Annotated in this window: 19 protein-coding genes; 4 read left to right on the forward strand and 15 right to left on the reverse strand. The window is 53.3% G+C overall.

Going from position 1 to position 19,834, the window contains the following annotated elements:
* Window positions 1-118 precede the first annotated feature (118 nt).
* The 4 genes from Pla22_RS15965 (at window position 119) to Pla22_RS15980 (ending at window position 4,970) form a co-directional block, all read left to right on the forward strand.
* Complete coding sequence (locus tag Pla22_RS15965; protein ID WP_146515827.1) at window positions 119-1,180, forward strand: lysylphosphatidylglycerol synthase transmembrane domain-containing protein; 1,062 nt, start codon at window positions 119-121, stop codon at window positions 1,178-1,180.
* A gap of 269 nt (window positions 1,181-1,449) precedes the next feature.
* Complete coding sequence (gene purE / locus Pla22_RS15970) at window positions 1,450-1,965, forward strand: 5-(carboxyamino)imidazole ribonucleotide mutase (protein WP_242632095.1); 516 nt, start codon at window positions 1,450-1,452, stop codon at window positions 1,963-1,965.
* Complete coding sequence (locus Pla22_RS15975) at window positions 1,962-3,194, forward strand: 5-(carboxyamino)imidazole ribonucleotide synthase (RefSeq protein ID WP_146515828.1); 1,233 nt, start codon at window positions 1,962-1,964, stop codon at window positions 3,192-3,194. Before purE ends, Pla22_RS15975 begins: the two co-directional genes overlap by 4 nt.
* A 219-nt stretch (window positions 3,195-3,413) precedes the next feature.
* Window positions 3,414-4,970: a sulfatase gene (locus Pla22_RS15980; protein WP_242632096.1), complete on the forward strand. Its 1,557-nt coding sequence runs from the start codon at window positions 3,414-3,416 to the stop codon at window positions 4,968-4,970.
* Window positions 4,971-5,104: 134 nt separating this feature from the next.
* On the opposite strand, the gene Pla22_RS15985 is transcribed toward Pla22_RS15980, so the two are convergent.
* The 15 genes from Pla22_RS15985 to Pla22_RS16055 all read right to left on the reverse strand — a co-directional run bounded on the left by Pla22_RS15985 (window position 5,105) and on the right by Pla22_RS16055 (window position 19,445).
* Entirely contained in the window at window positions 5,105-5,707 is a 603-nt protein-coding gene (locus Pla22_RS15985; protein WP_146515829.1) for a hypothetical protein, read from the reverse strand.
* A 95-nt stretch (window positions 5,708-5,802) separates the two neighbouring features.
* Window positions 5,803-6,267, reverse strand: a complete 465-nt coding sequence (locus tag Pla22_RS15990) for a nuclear transport factor 2 family protein (protein ID WP_165440706.1) — start codon at window positions 6,265-6,267, stop codon at window positions 5,803-5,805.
* 191 nt (window positions 6,268-6,458) lie between these two features.
* Entirely contained in the window at window positions 6,459-8,372 is a 1,914-nt protein-coding gene (locus tag Pla22_RS25725; RefSeq protein ID WP_242632097.1) for a hypothetical protein, read from the reverse strand.
* Window positions 8,373-8,860: 488 nt separating this feature from the next.
* Window positions 8,861-9,397, reverse strand: coding sequence for a GNAT family N-acetyltransferase (locus tag Pla22_RS16000; protein ID WP_146515831.1), 537 nt, complete (start codon window positions 9,395-9,397; stop codon window positions 8,861-8,863).
* 27 nt (window positions 9,398-9,424) lie between these two features.
* The gene (locus tag Pla22_RS16005; protein ID WP_207310396.1) at window positions 9,425-10,942 is read right to left on the reverse strand and encodes a pectate lyase; all 1,518 of its coding nucleotides are present in this window, start codon (window positions 10,940-10,942) and stop codon (window positions 9,425-9,427) included.
* Between the two features lie 137 nt (window positions 10,943-11,079).
* A complete protein-coding gene (locus Pla22_RS16010; RefSeq protein WP_146515832.1) occupies window positions 11,080-11,505 on the reverse strand; it encodes a VOC family protein in 426 nt (141 codons plus the stop codon).
* Between the two features lie 129 nt (window positions 11,506-11,634).
* Window positions 11,635-11,835: a hypothetical protein gene (locus Pla22_RS16015; RefSeq protein ID WP_146515833.1), complete on the reverse strand. Its 201-nt coding sequence runs from the start codon at window positions 11,833-11,835 to the stop codon at window positions 11,635-11,637.
* 183 nt (window positions 11,836-12,018) lie between these two features.
* Window positions 12,019-12,453, reverse strand: a complete 435-nt coding sequence (locus tag Pla22_RS16020) for a hypothetical protein (RefSeq protein WP_146515834.1) — start codon at window positions 12,451-12,453, stop codon at window positions 12,019-12,021.
* 98 nt (window positions 12,454-12,551) lie between these two features.
* A complete protein-coding gene (locus tag Pla22_RS16025) occupies window positions 12,552-13,091 on the reverse strand; it encodes a DUF1697 domain-containing protein (RefSeq protein WP_146515835.1) in 540 nt (179 codons plus the stop codon).
* A gap of 755 nt (window positions 13,092-13,846) precedes the next feature.
* Window positions 13,847-15,139, reverse strand: coding sequence for a nucleoside hydrolase (locus Pla22_RS16030; RefSeq protein WP_146515836.1), 1,293 nt, complete (start codon window positions 15,137-15,139; stop codon window positions 13,847-13,849).
* A 51-nt stretch (window positions 15,140-15,190) separates the two neighbouring features.
* A complete protein-coding gene (locus Pla22_RS16035) occupies window positions 15,191-16,177 on the reverse strand; it encodes a hypothetical protein (protein ID WP_146515837.1) in 987 nt (328 codons plus the stop codon).
* 600 nt (window positions 16,178-16,777) lie between these two features.
* Entirely contained in the window at window positions 16,778-17,239 is a 462-nt protein-coding gene (locus tag Pla22_RS16040; protein ID WP_146515838.1) for a VOC family protein, read from the reverse strand.
* 225 nt (window positions 17,240-17,464) lie between these two features.
* Window positions 17,465-17,761 (reverse strand): hypothetical protein, encoded by a 297-nt coding sequence (locus tag Pla22_RS16045; RefSeq protein WP_146515839.1) that lies wholly within the window; start codon window positions 17,759-17,761, stop codon window positions 17,465-17,467.
* Window positions 17,762-18,215: 454 nt separating this feature from the next.
* Window positions 18,216-18,764 (reverse strand): hypothetical protein, encoded by a 549-nt coding sequence (locus Pla22_RS16050; protein ID WP_146515840.1) that lies wholly within the window; start codon window positions 18,762-18,764, stop codon window positions 18,216-18,218.
* A 447-nt stretch (window positions 18,765-19,211) separates the two neighbouring features.
* Window positions 19,212-19,445: a hypothetical protein gene (locus Pla22_RS16055; RefSeq protein ID WP_146515841.1), complete on the reverse strand. Its 234-nt coding sequence runs from the start codon at window positions 19,443-19,445 to the stop codon at window positions 19,212-19,214.
* Window positions 19,446-19,834: the final 389 nt, after the last annotated feature.

The following is a 19,834-nucleotide window of genomic DNA, read 5'->3' on the forward strand; positions in this document are numbered from 1 at the left end:
CCCGCCTCAGCCTACCTGGCTAGCGGTGATAAAAATGGTTTGTGGAACGGAAGAATACGGAACATTCTGTTCTTTGGCAAGGTTGGCAAGCGTTTTGCTGCAAACTATCCTCCTGTCCATGCAATCAACCAGCAAGACGCGACTGATAACGGCACTCAAATTCGCGTTGCCCGCCGCCATCATTGGCTATTTGGTGTGGCGTATCGAGCCGGAACAGTGGCATCAATTGTCCGCCCAACCCAAGCAATATGGCTTGCTGGTCGCGGCGCTGGTCGTTTCGATCTTCGCAATGATGCTCTCGTTCGCCCGCTGGTGCTTGCTGGTCCGCTGCCAGGGCATTGAATTGACGATGCTGGAAGCCCAGCGGCTTGGTTCGATTTGCTTTTTGCTCAGCTTTGTGTCCGTCGGCAGCGTTGGCGGAGATCTATTTAAAGCAATTTTCTTGGCCAAACGGCGACCGGGGAAGCGAGTCGCAGCAGTTGCCTCGGTTCTGGTCGACCGCGGTTGTGGCATGTACGGACTGCTTTTACTGGTCGCTGGCGGGTTGATGCTGAATCCCGGCGCCGCCGCTTCGAATTCCGACGCCTCAGCAGCAGTGGCCGACGGCAGTTTCGGAATGGAACAAATAAAGTGGGCGACCGCCATCTTGATAGGTTTGGGGACAGTCGTTTTGGCGATTTTGATTCTCGGGGGTCGTGGCGTGGATCGGTTGATCACGTGGGGCAGCGGTCTTCCGGCGATCGGCAAGCTTGTCGCCACGATCGGCCCGCCGTTGCGGATGTTCCATCATCACCCGATTGCGTTCGCCGTTTCGGTGATCATGAGCCTCGGCGTTCAAGGTTCGCTCGTGATCAGCATGTATTTGGTGGCCAAAGGGCTCTACACGTCACCGCCCGCACTGGCCGACCACTTCATCATTGTGCCGATTGGGATGCTCGCTTCGACCTTGCCGATCACTCCCGCCGGCATCGGTGTTCTGGAAGCCGCGATCGATCAGCTTTACAAAATCGTGCCCGCTGTACCAACCAATGCATCAGGAACGTTGGTCGCACTCGTTTTTGAAATGGTCAAAGTGGTAATGGCCATCATCGGAACCATTTTCTATTGGACGGCTAGCGAAGAAGTCCGCGAGAGTATCGAAGAAGCTGAAGAGGTCGAAGAAGTTGAAATGGCACATTAACGTTTGCAACAAACTTCAAGCGACGATCCAGAGTGTCGCTGGGGCAATCTTTCGATGTGTTTCGGGGCCAAGTTTTTATGGCCATTGCGTTTTGATGATCACTACGCGGACACGACGACCGAATGATGCATGCAGCCCGCACAGACGCCAAGCGAGGTTGAGTTTGAGCGGACAAAGAGAGTGAATTCGGTTCTGCGTTCTTTCCAACTCTGCTCGTTGAGCGTACAAACATTGGCCTCGCCAACACCCCCCTGTTTCCCGAGATTGTGATGTCTAATCCTGCCACTGATTTTCCCGACACGGACGCGCTCGTGGGCGTCATCATGGGCAGCAAGAACGACTGGGACACGATGAAGCACGCTTGCGAGGCACTCGAAGTTCTCGGCGTCGCTCATGAAAAGTACGTCGTTTCCGCACATCGAACACCTGCTCGCATGGTCGCCTATGCCGCTGGCGCTGCGGACCGGGGTTTGAAGGTCATCATCGCTGGTGCCGGAGGCGCCGCGCATTTACCCGGCATGGTGGCATCCGAAACGAACTTGCCAGTGATCGGGGTGCCCGTGCAAAGCCGAGCACTGCAGGGACTCGATTCGCTGCTGTCGATTGTGCAAATGCCTGGTGGAATCCCTGTTGCCACGATGTCGATTGGAACTTCCGGCGCCAAGAACGCGGGCATTCTGGCTGCTCGTATCCTGGCACTCTCGGACGCCAAGTTGCAGATGCGCCTCGCTGACTTTGTCCAATCCCAAACCGACGCGGTCCTAGAGTCAGGTGATTTGGCATGAGTCGCTCAAGTCAGCAATCGTCAACGCAACACAGTGAATCGCATCACAGTGAATCGCATCACAGTGAATCGCGGCACGCGCAAGCTCGGTTAGTTAATCCTGGCGCGACGATCGGTATGGTGGGCGGCGGACAACTTGGCCGTATGTTCGCAATGGCCGCAGCGTCCATGGGCTACCGAGTGGTGGTGTTTTGTGAGTCTTCCGATACGCCTGCAGCCCAGGTCGCCCATCACACCGTCGTTGGCAAACTCGATGACGAAACGGCTGTGGAGTCCTTCGCTTCCATGTGTGACGTCATCACGTTGGAATTCGAAAATATTCCAGCGGCGACGATGGAGCGGTGCGCTGATCACGCTCCCACCTACCCGGCTCACCGTGTCCTTGAAATTGCCCAAGACCGTCTTCTGGAAAAATCGACACTCGCCGGCGCCGGACTTCGCGTGACTCCATTTGTCGAAGTCTCGAATAACGAATCGTTGCTGGCCGCCAGCGAAACGCTTGGTTGGCCCATGGTCGTGAAGACAGCCCGCGATGGGTACGACGGCAAGGGGCAATACAAAATCAGTTCCGCCGACGAATTGGGACAGGTCGATTGGAGTTCCGCTTCCAGTTGGATCGCCGAGCAGTGGATGCCCTTCGACATTGAAGTTTCCGTGGTCGTGGCGATCTCGAGCAATGGCGAATCAACAACGTTTCCCGTGTTCGAAAACCAACACCGTAACCACATTCTCGATGTATCGGTCACACCGGCGTCGATCACCGAAGCCTTGGCAACCCGCGCTCGAGAGGTTGCGACGCGGGCTGCCCAAACGCTGGGTGTCGTCGGCTTGCTTTGTGTGGAGTTCTTCGTCGTTGGCGACGATGTCGTGATCAACGAAGTAGCACCGCGGCCTCATAATTCGGGGCATTTGACGATTGAAGCCTGTCACACGAGCCAATTCGAACAGCACGTTCGCGCCGTATGCGGCTTGCCGCTGGGGTCGACAACGCTGCGATGTCCGTTCGCTGCGATGTCCAATTTGTTGGGTGACGTGTGGCTTGACGATCAGGATCAACTCGTCACACCCCGATGGAATGACGCTATCTCAATTCCCGCGATCGCCTTGCATCTCTACGGCAAGCATCACCCTCAGCGATCGCGTAAGATGGGACACCTGACGACGCTCGGCCAGACGCGAGATGAAGTGATCGAACGAGTCACCGCGGCTCGTGCAAAGCTTTCGCCCTAAGACGTTTTCATTTGAATGCGGGCAGTGCCTAGCAGTGCCGAGCGAAGTCAGGCAAATTCAAGCAATGGCAAGCGTTAGGCTACAAGCAGCCAGCCACAGGTGCTCTGCTTGGCACTGCCCAAGTTGCTGCCGTTTCGCTTCGATCTTCACGCGCGAAGTGGTGGATTCCCGCCTGTTCCCTCCTTTATCCCACGCCTCACCTTCATCAAGAGTCCCGCCATGAATCCCACCAAGCTTCTCGTGCCGCTGGCAATGGCCATCACCGTTTCGTTGGTTGAGCCATGTCGCGGCCAGACAACCAACGGTCAGTCATCCGCAGAGCGTCCCAACGTCTTGATGATCTGCATCGATGACTTGAACGATTGGGTGGAACCTCTCGGTGGCCATCCCCAGGTCAAGACTCCTGCAATGGCAGAGCTTGCATCGCGAGGTATGAATTTCCGAAACGCACATTGCCAGTCGCCTTTGTGCAATTCGTCTCGCACCAGCTTGATGACGAGTCGCCGTCCATCGTCGACCGGGATTTATGGACTGGGGCCTTGGTTTCGAAACGTAGACGAATTCCGAAACATCACGACGCTGCCTCAGCATTTTGCGCGTGCGGGTTACGAAACCTATTCGGCGGGAAAGGTCTATCACGGCGGCTACTTTCAAAAGACGCCTGAGGGAATCGAGGTCGAGTTCCAGCATGTTGGGCCACCTGGACGCGCAGGCATTGGGCCGCCGAAGAAGTTAGTTCCACCAACACCCGGTGGCGATCATCCGTTGGTCGATTGGGGTGTTTTTGATCACGAAGAATCGGACAAGGGTGACTATCAAGTTGCATCCTGGGTGGTGGACCAGATTGGCGAAATGGAATCATCGAAGCCGTTCTTCATGGCTTGCGGGTTTTTCTTGCCGCACGTTCCCTGTCACACGACGCCTAAGTATTGGGACATGTATCCCGATGAAACGTTGATCATGCCACCGATCGATCATGTAGAGCGATCGGACTGCTCACCGTTCTCTTGGTACCTGCATTGGGAACTACCTGAACCGCGTTTGAGTTGGCTCGAAGATAACAACGAACACCGCAATTTGGTTCGGGCCTACCTGTCTTGCATTACGTTCATGGACACACAAATCGCTCGTGTGCTCGAAGCACTAGACCAATCTCCTTACGCCGACAACACGATCGTGTGTTTGTGGAGCGACCATGGATGGCACTTGGGTGAGAAGAACATCAGTGGCAAGAATACCCTTTGGGAGCGATCGACTCACGTGCCGCTGATCTTCGTCGGCCCAGGGATCGAGTCCGGTGTTTGCGAACAACCTGCTGAACTACTCGATGTTTTTCCAACCCTGGCAGATCTCGCCGGTTTGGAAGTGCCCGCTGAACTTGAAGGCGTAAGTTTGAAACCGCAAGTCGTTGACCCATCGGAATCACGGCGTCCGGCGGTAACCGAACACAACCCGGGCAATTACGCGATTCGGGATCAACGTTATCGCCTGATTCGTTACGCCGATGGAAGCGAGGAGCTCTACGACATGGTCGCTGATCCCAACGAGTACTCCAATATCATTGATGATTCCAAGCACGCCGAAGCGGCCTCACGACTTCGCGAGTTTTACATCGCTGATCCTCGCCCCCTAGCGAAAGCAAGTCACTCGCGAATCTTAGAGTTCAAGGACGGCCGTTGGATTTGGGAAGGCAAAGCCATCGACCCAACGCGTCCACCAATGGACATCGCGCCCAATACCACCGCTGATCTATCGCTCATCGGCCCAGCAAAATAGCAACGAAACGAAGACGATAAGCACGTCTTCAAAGTGCGTCAGGGGGGCCAAAGTGCGTCAGGGGTAAGCGCAAAGCCGGTCACCCCTTCAGCATAATCACGCAAGTCACCACGCCGGGGCAACCGGGTCAAACGTTACGCGGTTCGACGTCGGTGTCGAAAACGAACAACGCCTGCACCCAACCCTGCAATCATCAAGAACGCAACAGACGATGGTTTTGGCACTGCTGCGATCGTTGCAGTGATTTGGTTGGCACCAGCGTTCCACGTGTAGACGCCAGGATCGATTCCCAACGATGCGAAGCTTTCGCCAGCGTAGTTCGCCGTACCTGTAACCAAGGTGTTGGAGACGTAATTTTCGGGTAGATAGATATTGAAATTTCCACTGTTGGCGGTGAAGCCAATGAAGTCACCACTTCCAGATGTCGCTGCGGTGTACCCACCACTGCCAAAGGATAGTGGCCCCGTCCTGACAACCGAACTAGGGACGAAATAGTGCTCATGGGGAATGCCGGACGTGGAACCTACATAAAACGTCCCATTTGACGGCCTTACCGAAATCGATTCCGGAACATCGCCCACGTTTGAAAGGCCGGTAAGGTCAATCGACCCGGAGATGGAAGTTACAACGCTCCCACCCATTTCGGTAAAGCTGACAACTAAATCGGCTGATGCGGTTCGAGCGTCGGCAAGCAACGAAACTATGGCCAGTGCTACAAAGATCGAGAGGCGTTTCATTTTGGAAGTTCCTTGGTAATGGAGCACCGGGATAGAAAACAAAGATTCTGGGCTAAACAAATTGCTTGCCCGTTGCTTCGATAGATAAACGATGCCTAGCCGAAGTGCTCCGCGAGCTTACGCGTGTCAAGCAAGCCGAGCTTTGAGTACAGGCCAGTGTAGTCGATGATGTTGTGTGCCCTGTAGATCAGCCCATCCTTCATCGTTCCAAAGCACGCGGATTCCAAAGCAACGTCAATGCCAGAGTCTTGTTGACGTCCTTCGAATTCCATTGAAACCGCAAACTGATCGCCACGGATGACCAAAAAATGCAGAGTTGCACTGCGATGGTTCAATCTCGCACACATCGCTCGGTGAGTAGCGCGCATTTCGTCAACACCCTCGATGACTTCGGGAGCCAATCCGCTGACTATGCATTGCGGATGAAAGTGTTCGTCAACAAGCGAACTGTCGTTTGCCTCCCATCCGGCCAGTAACCAGCGGCGCAAAAGCGCCGCATTGATCTCTTCACGCTGGGTCAAAGGCGGATCGGTGGGAAAGACTTCCTCGTTGTAGCTCATCTTACAAGTGGTTCGATCGTGTTGAAAATGAATAGGCAATCTGCCCATAAGGATTCGCACCCCAAACCATGGACTCGTAACAAGTTGGTCGAACTCTCAAGCACCAAAGTCGATGGGGTAGCTCCGAGTCGCTTCGACGACCCGTATTTCTTTCATTGTGGTAAGCCAACCCCGACGAACGCAACTCGCAGTTACTGCAGAGTTCTGCTTAAGTCCTCGAAATCAATCCCTTGGTATAGCACCACGCGGTCGAGTTGAAAGCCTTGGGACCGACCAGCGATTTCAAGTTGATATTCGCCGGGCTTGGGAAATTCAACCGTCATCCAAGGTTGGTCACCTTCTAGATCGAGTTGACCGTTGAGGCCAAAGGAGCCTTTGCTACGACCCACAAACTTGTGAAAGCCCGTAAGTTGAGTTTGTCGTGCGAGTTGCTTTGCATCAGTAAAGCAGAGCCAAGCATCGTTTGCTTGGTCACCGGGCACATCGTCAGGCTGACGCATGCTCCATTTAACCGAATAGCTTCCGGCTTTCTCTACCTTGAACGTAGCTTTGATGCGATGCTTAGTCGTTCGAGCGAAACTGTTGTTTCCTTCATAGACTACGTACTTGCCGCCGGAAGCGGCTTCGCCTTTCGCAAGCCGCCATCCCGTCGTCCGCTCCATGTCTTCAGCCTCGATAATTATCAAGGCTTGGTCTGGTGAGTTAAAAGCAGATTCCTTGGTTGCGGGTGAGCCGGCAACGGTGGATTGCGAAAATGTTTTTGTCGGCTCGAATGAAAGATGGCGCCATCGACCGCGAGCAAACGCGAATGCATCGCCCTCGGGCACTTTGCCATTGCTTTGGGAGTTGAACTCAATCTGGATGGTTGATCCCTTTTTAAGTTCGACACTGCGGAAATGATGCTGGTGAGGTTGGTAGTCTTTTTCGGTCGCAGGATTTTGGGACGTTCCCACTGTATTGCCATCGACCACCAACCGGTACGTGCTCTCGCCATCGAGCTCCGTCAGTGCTTCCAACGTGACATCGTAGACTCCACTGTCTCCCGGGAATCGCGTTGTCGCGGCCGCGTACACACCTTGGTGTTTTGATGCATCAATCGCGAGAGCTTTTCGCGCTGGGTCACGATAGGCCGGTGCGAAACCGTCGACCGTGATCTCATCGAAGTCCTTCAGCGCATTGAGCGAAACTGGGGCGGTCGCCACCTTTCCGTTTGTGTTGCCTTGGTCGGTTTGTCCAACGAGGGCTACTCCGTCACCAATGAACGCTTCGAACTTCTTCGGGCTACCGTCATCGTCACCTACCAGCAAGTAAAACAACATTCCGCAGTCGGAAATATCCGCAACGTTACCACTGTGGGCTTCGAGTCTCGAATACATCCACCGTACGTCTGGTTGGGAATGATCGCGCATCCAATGCCACACGGAAAAGTCTTTCCCGGAGTGCCAAAGGTGGTTCGGATCTTCTTTATGATTTTGGTCTTTGATCTTCGCATACTGAATCCGGCCTCCACTGAGTTCTTGGACGTCGCTCCAAGTGTGATGATGAGGGCGACGACGCTCGTTTTCATTGAACCCACTGTGTGACACCAAGTGGACATGCGATAGCGAATCAACGTTGCCGTTTCGAACCACCTCATCAACCACCAGGTAAACGAACTCGGATAGTCCAGCATGAATAAAGTACAGGGGATCACTCTGAGTCGACTTCGCCATCTCGCTCGCCAAGCTCTCAATGGCTTCCCGTTGTTGAGTGGTAACGTCGAAGAAAGCTTCAGGCTTGAAGCCCCAGTACTTGATCGCGCCATCGGCGCCGATCTTCAGTTGGTTTTCAGCATCGGGGCCGGGCGGTGCATCGATGAAGTTGTTGTAGGAACAATGAACTAGCTGTTCCTGCAGACCTAGCTTTGCGATGATCGCACAAGACGCTGGAAGTGCGCCCCAATCGTCGGGATCTCCCGTTGGCCATTTGTATTCGTTGTCCGGAGCGCTGTTACCGTCAAAGCTCATCGCGATGCGATTCTGGCTGTACCCCAAGGACTGTCCCTGGCAAAGCATTAGGGGAATCGTGGTCAAAAACAACATCACGGCAATGCAAGTTTTCGTCATGAAAGGACCTTTCTTGAAAGGGAGAGTTCGAGGAGAGTTTGATGGGAATGGAAGAAAAACTAATCGAAACCAGTGGTCCAGGAAAGCTGTACGCAGCGTTGGAGCAGGTAAAAAAAAGCAATCTTACGATGTCTTGCAGATTGCATTTCACCGCTCGCGGTACTTCGATAGGATGTGTCGCGAAACCCGATTGGCGAGCGCTCGATACGTAGTGACGCCTGCACAACGGAATGGGGAAGTTGCAACAAGCCTCGCTCGAATCGGCAGCCATGTTGTGAACAATCACCAATGTGTCAGCGCTCGCAACCGTCTTGTCGTCCGTCAACATCCATCATGGTGTGCGGATTTGTTTGCACGCTCAGCAAGATTCGTTTGCTCTTGTATGCGAGTTTTCCCGTCTGAACGACTTAGGTCTTAGCTAACGCAGCGCTGCTCGCCCCCAGTTTTGGAATTCGCCCCCAGTTTTGGAATTCGCCACTGCGCAGGATTCAAGAATGAGCGCTCGTTGGGCGATGCTTCACATATCGATGCGTAGCGATGCCGTCGCAATCGAACTCTGAGTCGACTTGCATTCCGGACTTTGCGAGTACTCGCACGGAGCCCACGTTGGCGGGAATGACAAAAGCGAAGATCCTCGCTAGTCCTAACTTGCTAAACCCAAAATCAAGGCTCGCCATGCATGCCTCGGTGGCTAGACCCTGTCCCCAATATTGAGGCAAGAAACGATAGCCAACATCCACAACATCCAGATCTCGAAGGTACTTCAGGCCGCAAAATCCGATGACGGTTTGCGATTCTTTCAGGACACACGCCCAGCGGCCAAACCCATATCGTTCAAAGTCCGGATAGTTCGCGATAAAACGTCGTGCTTCCGCCACGTTTTTAAGTGACGTATCGCCGGTATATCGCATGACGTCGGGATTGCTGTTGAGTTCAAACGCAACCACTGCGTCCTCGACCGTGAAGGCTCGGTGAAGAAGACGCTGTGTTTCGGGGCCTGTTCGATGAGAGGCCGGCTCATTCATGCTTGTCTTGCAGATAGAGGACTAGGTTCAGTTTGCTATTGAACTGATATTGTTCTCAGGACTTGTGTAGTCCACGTAGACGTTCGGATTGGTGCCATTGATGAACTCTTCAATATTCGTGTAGCCATCGCTGTCAGTGTCCATGGATCCGTCGGCTGCGTTGTGAGGAGCGAGACCGTGATTGATTTCCCACTCATCTGACATTCCATCGCCGTCGGAATCCGGTCTTGACGGAACCGATGACAGGGCCGGCCAGCCTCCGACTTCATTCTGCGAGTCTATGATTCCTTTCCCTCCGCCGCCGTAAGTCTCGCCAAATTTTGCAGTTCCGGTGCGAACCTCTTCTACGATTCGAGCGTCAACCGAATCACGCCGGGGCAAAGACGCGCCTGCATGTTGTAACACATGGCGATAGGCTTCTTCAGCACGATGCTGCCGGATGGGCATTGATTGCCATGGTGTAGCGAGCCTCAATGACTCGATTTGTTCATCGCCTCCTTGTGGCTGGACTCCACCGGACCAATTGTCAGCGGACGCTTCCGCATTGCCGTGCATGTAATTCTCCGCCACATACCATTGACCAAGGTCGTTCACACCATCGCGTGAAGAGGGGTTAATGATCCGATGTCCCACCGAGCCAGTGCGTGTAGCAGGGCCTGGTTTGTAATAATTCGCTACCATGTTGATGGTTGAGAAGTCATAAGCTGGGTTTCCTTGCTGTTGCTTTTCCCCGCCGTAGGCACTGTTGTGTCCCCAGTTGTAGACGACATTGTTTCGATAGTCCGTGTACCCTGACCCCGATGCAAACCGTGGATTGCGACTGGAGTGATGAGCGAGCAGATTGTGGTGGTAAGTGCTGTAGTTCGATCCCCAGATACCTCCGAACCCATGAGGACCCTTCGCGTGGATCGATTGGTAAAGACTTTCAGCGATTAGACACCACTGCACCGTCACGTTTTTGCAATGATAGATCGATAGCGTTTCATCCACGCTCCAACTGGCCGAAACGTGATCGACGATGATGTTCTGGTGATACCTGCCTGAAAGAGCGTCGGCGTCTTCTCCTGACTCATCTCCTAACCGAAGTCTCAAATATCGGATCACAACTTCATCCGCATCAATCGTGACGGGATAGCGCCTAATCGCAATTCCATCGCCCGGTGCAGTTTGTCCGGCAATGGTGATGTACGGGTTGCGGATGCTAAGTCTGCTTTTCAGATCAATAGTTCCCGAGACCCCAAAAACCACGATGCGCGGACCGTCTGACTTCACGGCGGCACGAAGGCTACCGGGGCCTGAGTCGTTGAGGTTCGTGACCGTAAACACTTTACCGCCGCGTCCTCCTTTAGCTACCGAACCGTAACCCTCCGCACCCGGAAACGAAGGAAGATGTGTTCTTGCGGACTCTGGTACCGAGTCTTGAGCTGTAGCAATGGTAGCTACTGAAGCCAAAAACCACACAGCAGCCAAGAATCGCGCAGCAACGCACAATCCAATACGCCATCGAAATACCAATCGGCTTGTTCGTGTTTCTTGCATCGTCATGGGTATCTCTCAGTCATCCACTTCACCGGTAAATTTCAAACGGCAAGGGCTGACTTGCCAATTGATAAGCATAACGTGGGCAACCGAGGCCGGCACGAGCCGCAGTTATCAATCGCAAATCTAAGGAAACGATCGCTTCATGATGCAGGGTCTTGGGTGACATTGATCTTCCATGAAAGACCGAACCGATCAATCACGATCCCGTACCACGACGTGAACGCTGATTCGGCCAACGGGATCACGGTTTGACCCTGGTCGGCTAGGTTGTCGAAAGCTCGTCGAGCCCGTTCCAGCGAATCAAACCCAATGGCGAGAGAAAACCCCGAGAATTCAGCCGAGGCTCCGCCGTCGGTGTACCCGACATCGCTTGCCATAAACGTTGTTCCTTCGATCACAAACGTAGCGTGAAAGATCATCTCTTCCATACCGAATTTCGTGTGTGACTGATCGGGGCTATCGCGAAACCGCATCATGAAAACGATCTCGGCATCGACTGCGTCGCGATAGAACTTGATCGCTTCTTCCGTTCGCCCGTTGAAGCCGAGTGTCGTGATTACGGGCATTGTTCTGAGCCAACGAATGGTATGAGGGAGAGCTGTCTTTACGAATCGAATGTTGTTGCGATTGACGACTGATGGTGAAGCGGTTGCCAGGGCTTCACGCCCCATCGAAGTCGGGCGAGACCTTGTCGACTAACGGGCCGCCTCAAGTTGCTTTACTAGTTTACTGTACTGACCTTTGCTCAGAAAAACTCGGTAGCATCCGTTAGTTAGTTCGTTGAAGTCAACGTTGTTCTGAGTGTCAGAGTCCCAAGACATAATTTGCCGAGAGTAAAGGTCGATATCGATGAAGTAGTAAAACTTCGTGTTCGGATCCTTGCGTTTGCTAGCCATAGGCGGATGTTCCGGTCTGCGTTTTGCCGTTCGATCTATATCGTGTAGCTCGGTCCAAACAAAGTGAGGGTTTCAATATCGACATCGGATAGCACCGAGGTTCAGTTCGCACATATTCCTGGGCCGACTACCTGTGCCGAACGAACTTCTTCAATCGCAGCAAGTTGCCAGAGTCCAAACACGCTATTGAGCATTGGGCGAAAGAGCGTCCAATAACAACGTGCTCAGTCGTGCAGCTTTCGCCTGCTTCACATCACGCTGCGTCGATGTGCGAAGCTTCAGGTTCTCTTCCGCAATCGACTCAATAAGCGACGCTCGCTGATCATAGTCCGAAATCGCGTTCGGGGACGAAGCCATCAATGCGGCACGAAGAAGTCGTTTGTTTGCGCGGATCGACACATCTGCTGGCGATCGACCGTCCTTGAATTCGGCAAGCCTGGCGCTGTACTCAAGCTCAGCATTGGAAAGCCTCTTCGCATCTTCACCATTCAATACTGCACTTGCCGCAGTCCGATTCGCAAGGTTCGCCTCAGCGCTCGCAGGCGTGTCCGCAACGCCACTCGATGCGGTGACTATCAACAAGGTTGCGAACGTCGTAGCAAGAAAGAGGCGTGTCATTGCGAAGTCCTTGGGAATGGTGAAAAGCGAATCGACTGTTCGGTAGTTTCCAAACTGACCAGATATCTCCGGTGCATGTGGTGCGTTCTTAGACTTTCTTAGCCAACATCAAGCATCATGGCCAACCTCGCGACCGTATTGTAGTTCCGGGCAGTTGTCGGTATTCCAAGTTGACGCTCGATACCCGATGCAAGTTTGGATCGACCGACACCATCTGGCGCGTGCAAGTAAAACACCGTATCAATCAGTCGATACCTTTCGGTTGACTTAGCCATCTTAGAGATTGCCTCGTCAGGAGGCAAATCTGGAACAGTCTCCAAAAAGTAGAAATGTAACGTTTTAGGGTCGACGGTTGCTTCGGTGTAGGGATTCCTGTCGATCGCTGCGGACAACTCATCGCCGCTCAGAACTAGAACACCGGGGCGAAATTTAAAGCTGTCTTCGACAGCGTCACTAAGCTGTTTAGCAATGTTGCGCTTGGACGTTGAAGAGCTTTCAAAGATGACATTTCCACTTTGAATGTAGGTCCGGACCGAACGCAATCCAGTGACTTCGAGCGTATGAGCTAGATCGACCATCGGCAATCTGTTGTGGCCGCCGACATTGATCCCGCGGAACAGAGCGATCCAAGTTGGCATTCTTCCTCCTGAAATTAGGCTTTCGATCACGAAACAAATACGGTGTCACATCTAGAGCACCACTTGGCATCGCTTTCAAGCTCGGTTGGTTAGCGAGCCTCAGATGTCACGCAAACACTTAGTCCTAGTACACACTTTTTACCCTTTCTGAGTCGTTGTGTATCGAAAACGTTGCCTGTTCGGGAGAATACACCGGACCTAATGGAACTTAATCGGTGTAAGTCCTGCGCCTGTCCTGACATGTAATCTTGTTTTTGCTATAGCATCAGCTTGCACTTCTTTTGCCGCCGTTTTTAGGACGCGCGGTTCATAGCGATCCGGTCGGCTGCCGACGACGTGTTGCAAGCAGCAACGAAACAGCACGTCGCAGAGCTCATCGGTAGTTCGGAATCCTTTGTGCTCAACTTGTATTTTTATCTCACGAATCATGATGAATTCAGGATACGTTTGGTACTCTACTTGGCCCATTCAATCCGGCCGAAGTGGTTTGTCGATTGGGATCGTATGATTGTCATTGCCATAGCTCATGCGGGTTTGATAATCGGATTTGCGCATCTGGTATTTGCGAACGACAACGTTCGCGTCTCGGCCCATCATGCGTGCTCATCGAACCAGCCGGCGTAAGCGCGATTGGCACAAGCAACGGGTTGTACATCGGTCGGCATTTTTCTTTGGCTCACGGTGGTTCCTCAGCACGGAATCAACCCTGAAACCCGAGTCTGCCCCAAGCGAAGTTCCTACTGGCCCGCAGAGCCCTAATGGACAGTGGTTGGTTTGCCGTTGAGTGTGTTAAAGAAATCGGTTTTCATCGCTTCTTGGTCGATATCGCGAACGATGTGAACGCTCGTTGGCGAGTCGCCCCGCTTCCATCGGTACTGCTCATCCGGACCGAGCACTACGGAAGGCTCGACCGATGTCAGCCAAGGCTTCCCCAGGTGGTTGCCGATGACCATCGAGATCGTCGCCACGTCGTAGAGGGATTTTTCGTGAGCAGGCGTGATCGCTTCCAGGTATTGGCCCAGTCGGTTATCGGGATAGAGGCCCGACTCGGCGCGTTTGTCCATAGTGATGCTGGCCCCCGTAGGGTTTTCTAGGATGATCCAAAAATCGAGGCCGCTCTGCGCGGTCACATAGACCGACCACGGGTCGCTACCTCCGTTGAAGCTCTTGTCATCGACCCGTTCGGGTCCGCCGCCCAACCAAATGATTTTGATTCGGCTCTTTAGGTCCAAGCCTTCTAGACGTGCCAGAAGAATCGCGCTGGCAATGTTGGTGCATGGCCCGACCGGCAGGACCCACACAGGATTGTCGGGCGAAGCGCCGCGAGCCGCCGCCAGAATCGCTTCACTGGCTTCGCATTGGATAGGTTGCGTGTCCGCCCACATGCCAGTGGCGGGAACCAACAACGGCACTTTGGCACCGTGGAACACCTTGGGCATCTGATTCTCGGTTCGATGTGTCAACAGTCCGCTGATGCGACTGAGCTCGATGATGTAGAGAATCTCGCCATAGTTGATCGGCTCCTGAGCATCGCCAAAGTGATTGATGCGGTGTGGACCGTGATGGACGCTGTTGATGCCCAACACGTCCAGTTTGCTGAACAGGCCGTAGGCGATGTAGTGCTGGTCATCGACTTCGTTGCGTGCGTCGGTGTCGAGCAGGACCTGCGGCAGGTGCAGTGTTTCCGGTGTGTGAACCCGCACGATGGCACAGGAGTGCTCGTTGAATTGGTTGCCCTCCTTGGATCCCATGACAACGCGGTAAACACCCGGTTGCTCGAAAGTGTGGGTGACCGAAGTGCCTTCAGCAGTGAACGCGTCGTTGAAATACCAGTGTGGGTTGCTCGGATTGCCAGTAAGTTCGAACGTCACCGGCTTGCCAACCAGTACTGGGCCATCGAGTGGAGCGATCGACGACTCACGCGCGGTGGATGTCACCCGGGTGGACCCGTCTTGCGCGGTGGCGAAGCCAGACAGCAGGCTGGCGATCAGGCCGAAGGCCGACAAGACAGCGGCCGAGCGGCGAAAAAACTGTATTCGGTTTGGCATGATCGTTTTCTATTCCTGAACCCTCTAGTCGTTTCGTTTCTCAAGCGGGAGTCAGTCCTGGATTTCGAAGCTTTCAATTTCGACAAACGCCCGACTCGCGCTGTCGATCAGCAGAGTATCTCTGGTGCCGAAGCTACCGTTCAAGAGGCTGGGCATACCTGAGCTGGGCATCGAAGTTTGAATGTTGGTCGCGGCAACGAAATCGTTGTCCGGGCCGCAATCGAGGATGAAGACACCCACCAAGAACGAGTCCAACAGGGCGTCGTCACGACCGTTGTCTAGGTCGACCGACACGCTGTTGCTACTGATCGACTGCATCGTCAAAAGGTCTCTTGAAATCCCTGTCAAAATTTCAATCGTCGTCGCGCTGACGTTGAAGAATTTGAAACGGTTAATGTCCCTGCCGCCGGTGACGACAAGACTGTCGGCGACGACGTCATCAAGTTCGACAAACGAAAGTCCTCTACCCGTGACGATGCTGAGCTGCCCCAAGGCTTGCGACGCCTGAATGTCCACCCGATCACGCCCGAGTTCCCCCCTGATGTCGACGTCGCCGGTGACAAGGTAGTCGCTGATATCGATGAAATCGTTGTCCGATCCACCGTCCAACCGAACTGAACCGTCAAAGAATGATTCGCCTGCCACGCCGCGAGCGACGAAGCGGTTGTTCCCCGAACCGCCGTCGTACCACATGACCGGCGTCGCACTGCCGTTGCTCGACAGTGAAACATTGCGAATGATCACCACGTCGTTGCCGCCACGCATGAACATGACCACAGAGGTAATGTCGGCATCGCTCAAATTGAAACGCGTCGACGTCCCGTTAATCGTTGTCCCGCGAAGCGACAAGATGAAGGGGTCGCCGGCGCCATTGACGCGGAAGGTCAGGAAATTGCCATCGTCGTCACCCGCAATCGTCAGTTGTTGTCCATCAATCCGGATCAAAACATCGTTGGCCACGGCAGAAGTCGCCATGCCGATAAACAAAGCGAGGGCGATAAAAAATTGTGAGATACGACGAATCGAATAAGACTTCATAGCTATTTCTCGATGCTTTCTATCCCATTTCAACCGCCGCACTGACAATTTGCGAGACAGCGTCTAGGATGGGTGGTTGCTGAATACCCAGAGAATCTTACTTGGAAGCCACGGCGATGGAACAGGGTGGACATTTGAGCATTGCTAGGCGCAAAGGGAGTTCGAATTTCGTTTCGCACCGGATGTGGCTTCTGGCAACAAAGGTGTTCCATCCGCATGATCGTCCTTAGGCTTCGCAGATGAGGCTACACCAGAATGAAGTACGCAAGCACGTTTTGGTAATGGCCAGTCGTTGCAATGAAGAATGAGCGAAGGCTGAACGGAGAATCTTCTATCGCAATTGAAAACAAGTTGCGCGGCAGCCTGACAATCCTTTAATATGCTTGGTCGCACAAGCAAACGAGTCTAGTCAAAAACTCGCTGCCCGGGTGCACCGCACTCGTGATAGGTCTATCCAAGTAGGGACCGCTGGTCCGACCAGCAAAATCGTCTTTGCTTTTAACAAGAACGATCGCGAAATCATCGACGTTGCTAACAATGAAATCTTCAATCGTCCAAGCTAGATTCCAGGCATGAGCAACCGATAGCTAGCCGTCGTTCCTATTCTTTCATGGCAGCGAACATCTTTGCGGCCTCCGCTTGAATTTCATCGGGAGTCATCTCTCGAAGTTGAGTGGTGATTCCCCACTCGTGCCCGAACGGGTCACGCACCCGAGCAAATCGCTCACCCCAAAAAACGTCCTCTGGAGGCATCAAGACAGTGGCGCCATTGTTTGCCATCGTTTCAACCATCGCGTCGCAATCAATGACGTAAAGGTGTATCGCGACTGTTGTGCAGTCATGTCGTGCGGGACTGGGCGTGCCTCCATGCTCAGGAAGTTCTTCGCTGATGAAGAATCGTGCCTCTCCAATACGGAATTCGCAGTGCATCACGCGTCCGTCCGGCATGTTGAGCAGAAGATAGGGTTCTACCCCGAACACTCGCGTGTAGAAATCAACGGCTTTTGAGGCGTCGGAAATACTCAGGTATGGAATGAATTCGCATTTCGGCGCGGTTGGCATGGCGATTCCGTAGAGGTTGTAGTTTGGATTGATGAAAGCGAGTCGAATAATGTTCGCGGTCACGCAGCAAGAAAGAAGACTGTCGATAGGACGATAAACGCGACTCAGTTTACCACTTGGCGACAGAACGTTAGATCTTGCTAGGCTGCTAGAGTTACCGCTCGGACAGACGAAACGGCGAGCCATAGCCGCTTTGCCACAACCGAAAATCAATCATTCAAACATTCATTCGTTCGATTCGGTTGCTCGCTCGTCTGATCCGTAGGTGAACGCAACGATGGCGTCGGAAGTTCGCAATACAAACGTTCCAGAGACAACGTATGCGGCAACGTAGACAAGGAAGCCGGTTGGGACCTTGGGCTCGACCGTACCAAACGAATCGGAAAGACCAAGCCGCATGTCGAGAAAGTACAAGAAGTATGAAACCGCGTGGTAGAAGCACACCAGGCCCATGCAGCGGACGGCAACTCCAAACCAGTCACGAGGTGTAAGCATGCGTTTGCTAATTTCTATTGGTGCCATGGATGGTTTGGTAATGAGTTTTGATAGTGAGCGCTACGCTGTCGTGGCAGATAGATACATTGGACAATGGCTGGCATCGCAGGGCAAAGAGAAAATCAAGAATGCAAAGCTCCCGCAATCTTCACCGCGGTGCAGGACCTAGTTTGCGAAACTGGACGCTGGCTCGCCCTGAGACTACTTCGCCAGGGCAAATCTATCCGTTGATGCCGACACAAATGGATGGTTATCTCTCTCGCAAAACCCCAACGTTCGAATCGCGAGTGAGAATCTGAAGCAGGAACTCGACACTCAAGTCAGATAGTTCGTTGCAATTGTCAGGGAAAGCAAGTCGTTGCACCCGAAATGACTCTGGTTTCTACCGACCGTGATCGCTTCATAAAATCGGGGTTTGGTGGCTCTATTCTTGTCTCACATTTCACGCACGCCGTGATGCTAGTGAACAGTTCAAATCAGACTAAGCCCTGGACTCGACGATCGGTTCGATGGAACGCCGCCGTTCCCAGATGATCGCCAGGGCACCCGTCGCCATTCCTGCGTACCCGCCAATGTAGCCCAGGTCGTGCACGAAACCGACTCTCTCAAACCCGACATCGTCCTTCACTTGATTTCCGTAGATGACGATTTCGCCTGCAATCGTTGCATCAACTGCCACAAACGCGTAGCAAAGCGCTACTAACCCAAATGCGATAGCAGTAAAAGCTACAACACAGAACACGCGTAGCATGCCCCAGAAGTAGTTGGCATCGCCGCGAATGATCAATCCCAGCGGAATAAGCAAATAGCTAATGACCATACCCATCCACCATGCACCGTGCCAACCGACGATTGCCGCTCCGAGACGATTGGGAAGCGTCGGATCTATCTCAAACTGAATGAACTTAAATTGCGTAAAGTACTCAGGTGACACACTGTAAGAAACCTGATTGTGCAGCATGCCGTACGCGCCAGCAGCGCAACATGCAATGACAATCAGCACGGGTATTAGCAACAGTCTCGTTAGCATGTGAAGAAAGATTGCTCAGGCTTAATGGGCAATGCAGATGAGCTGCCAGCAAGCGAAACCGTGAGCCACCGCTGCTTGGGCTTAACCCATGGAGATCCGCTGACGCACTGTGATCACGTGTTAGTCATCGTATCCATCGCGATACTATCCGGTCCACCAAATTTTACAGCAGTCTGGCATGTGCATGTGTGTTCATCACTGTGATAGTAGCGATCCTGCTTTGACGAATCTGACATGTTCGTTTATCGCATGAGATCGAAGGACCACCGCGAAGCCCGATGGAGGACCAACCTCTATGACCAGCCGTTTCATCGAATGGCGGTTGGTAGGGAATCGGACGCATCCTGAAACTGTATCTTTCGTATACCAACTAAGTTTCGCAGACGGCGGAAGGTGACTCGCAAGCGGACAAAGAAGGTAAAAGTGATCGTAGGCAAAAACTGAAATTTAGTGGTTCAATTGCCGAGACTGGTTATCCATACGCTTCGATACCGGCTTGTTCGAACAAATCTTCGATAACGGTTGCAAACACTCGGTAGCGAGAAAAAACTGACTATTGTCGAAACGCTTTCCCTCGACGACGCGGCCAGCATGCTTGCTTTGCACTTTACGAATCAGCACATATCCCGTTTTTCGTTCGACCGCCGTGATCAGGTAACCGCTGATTCCACAGCGGGTCATCAGATCCAATTCCCTATCACCCAGACGGCGTCGCAGTAAAGAAACCCGGGTTATCATGGATCGTACTAGGACAGCTCATTTGCAACCGCCATTGGCTTGTTGTCAGATGAAAAGGCGGAACAATTTTGGGGCGACAAAAAAAGCAAGCAACGAACAACCGAACGACACGGAAGCCGCGCGGATCAATTGGCGGCGCCACCGTATTGCGGAGTAGAGCATGCCGAGTCCACTGCACGCCACGCAAACCGTGACCGCGAGGATATGCGGCGGCAACTTGACTCCCCCTTGCGATGCATACACCCAGTATTGGTAGCCACTAATTGCTGCAATGGCAAACATCCCAAGGGAGAGGACACACGACAGCCAAAACATGATGGTGCATGGAAGTG

The sequence above is a fragment of the Rubripirellula amarantea genome (assembly GCF_007859865.1).
GTDB classification, from domain to species: domain Bacteria; phylum Planctomycetota; class Planctomycetia; order Pirellulales; family Pirellulaceae; genus Rubripirellula; species Rubripirellula amarantea.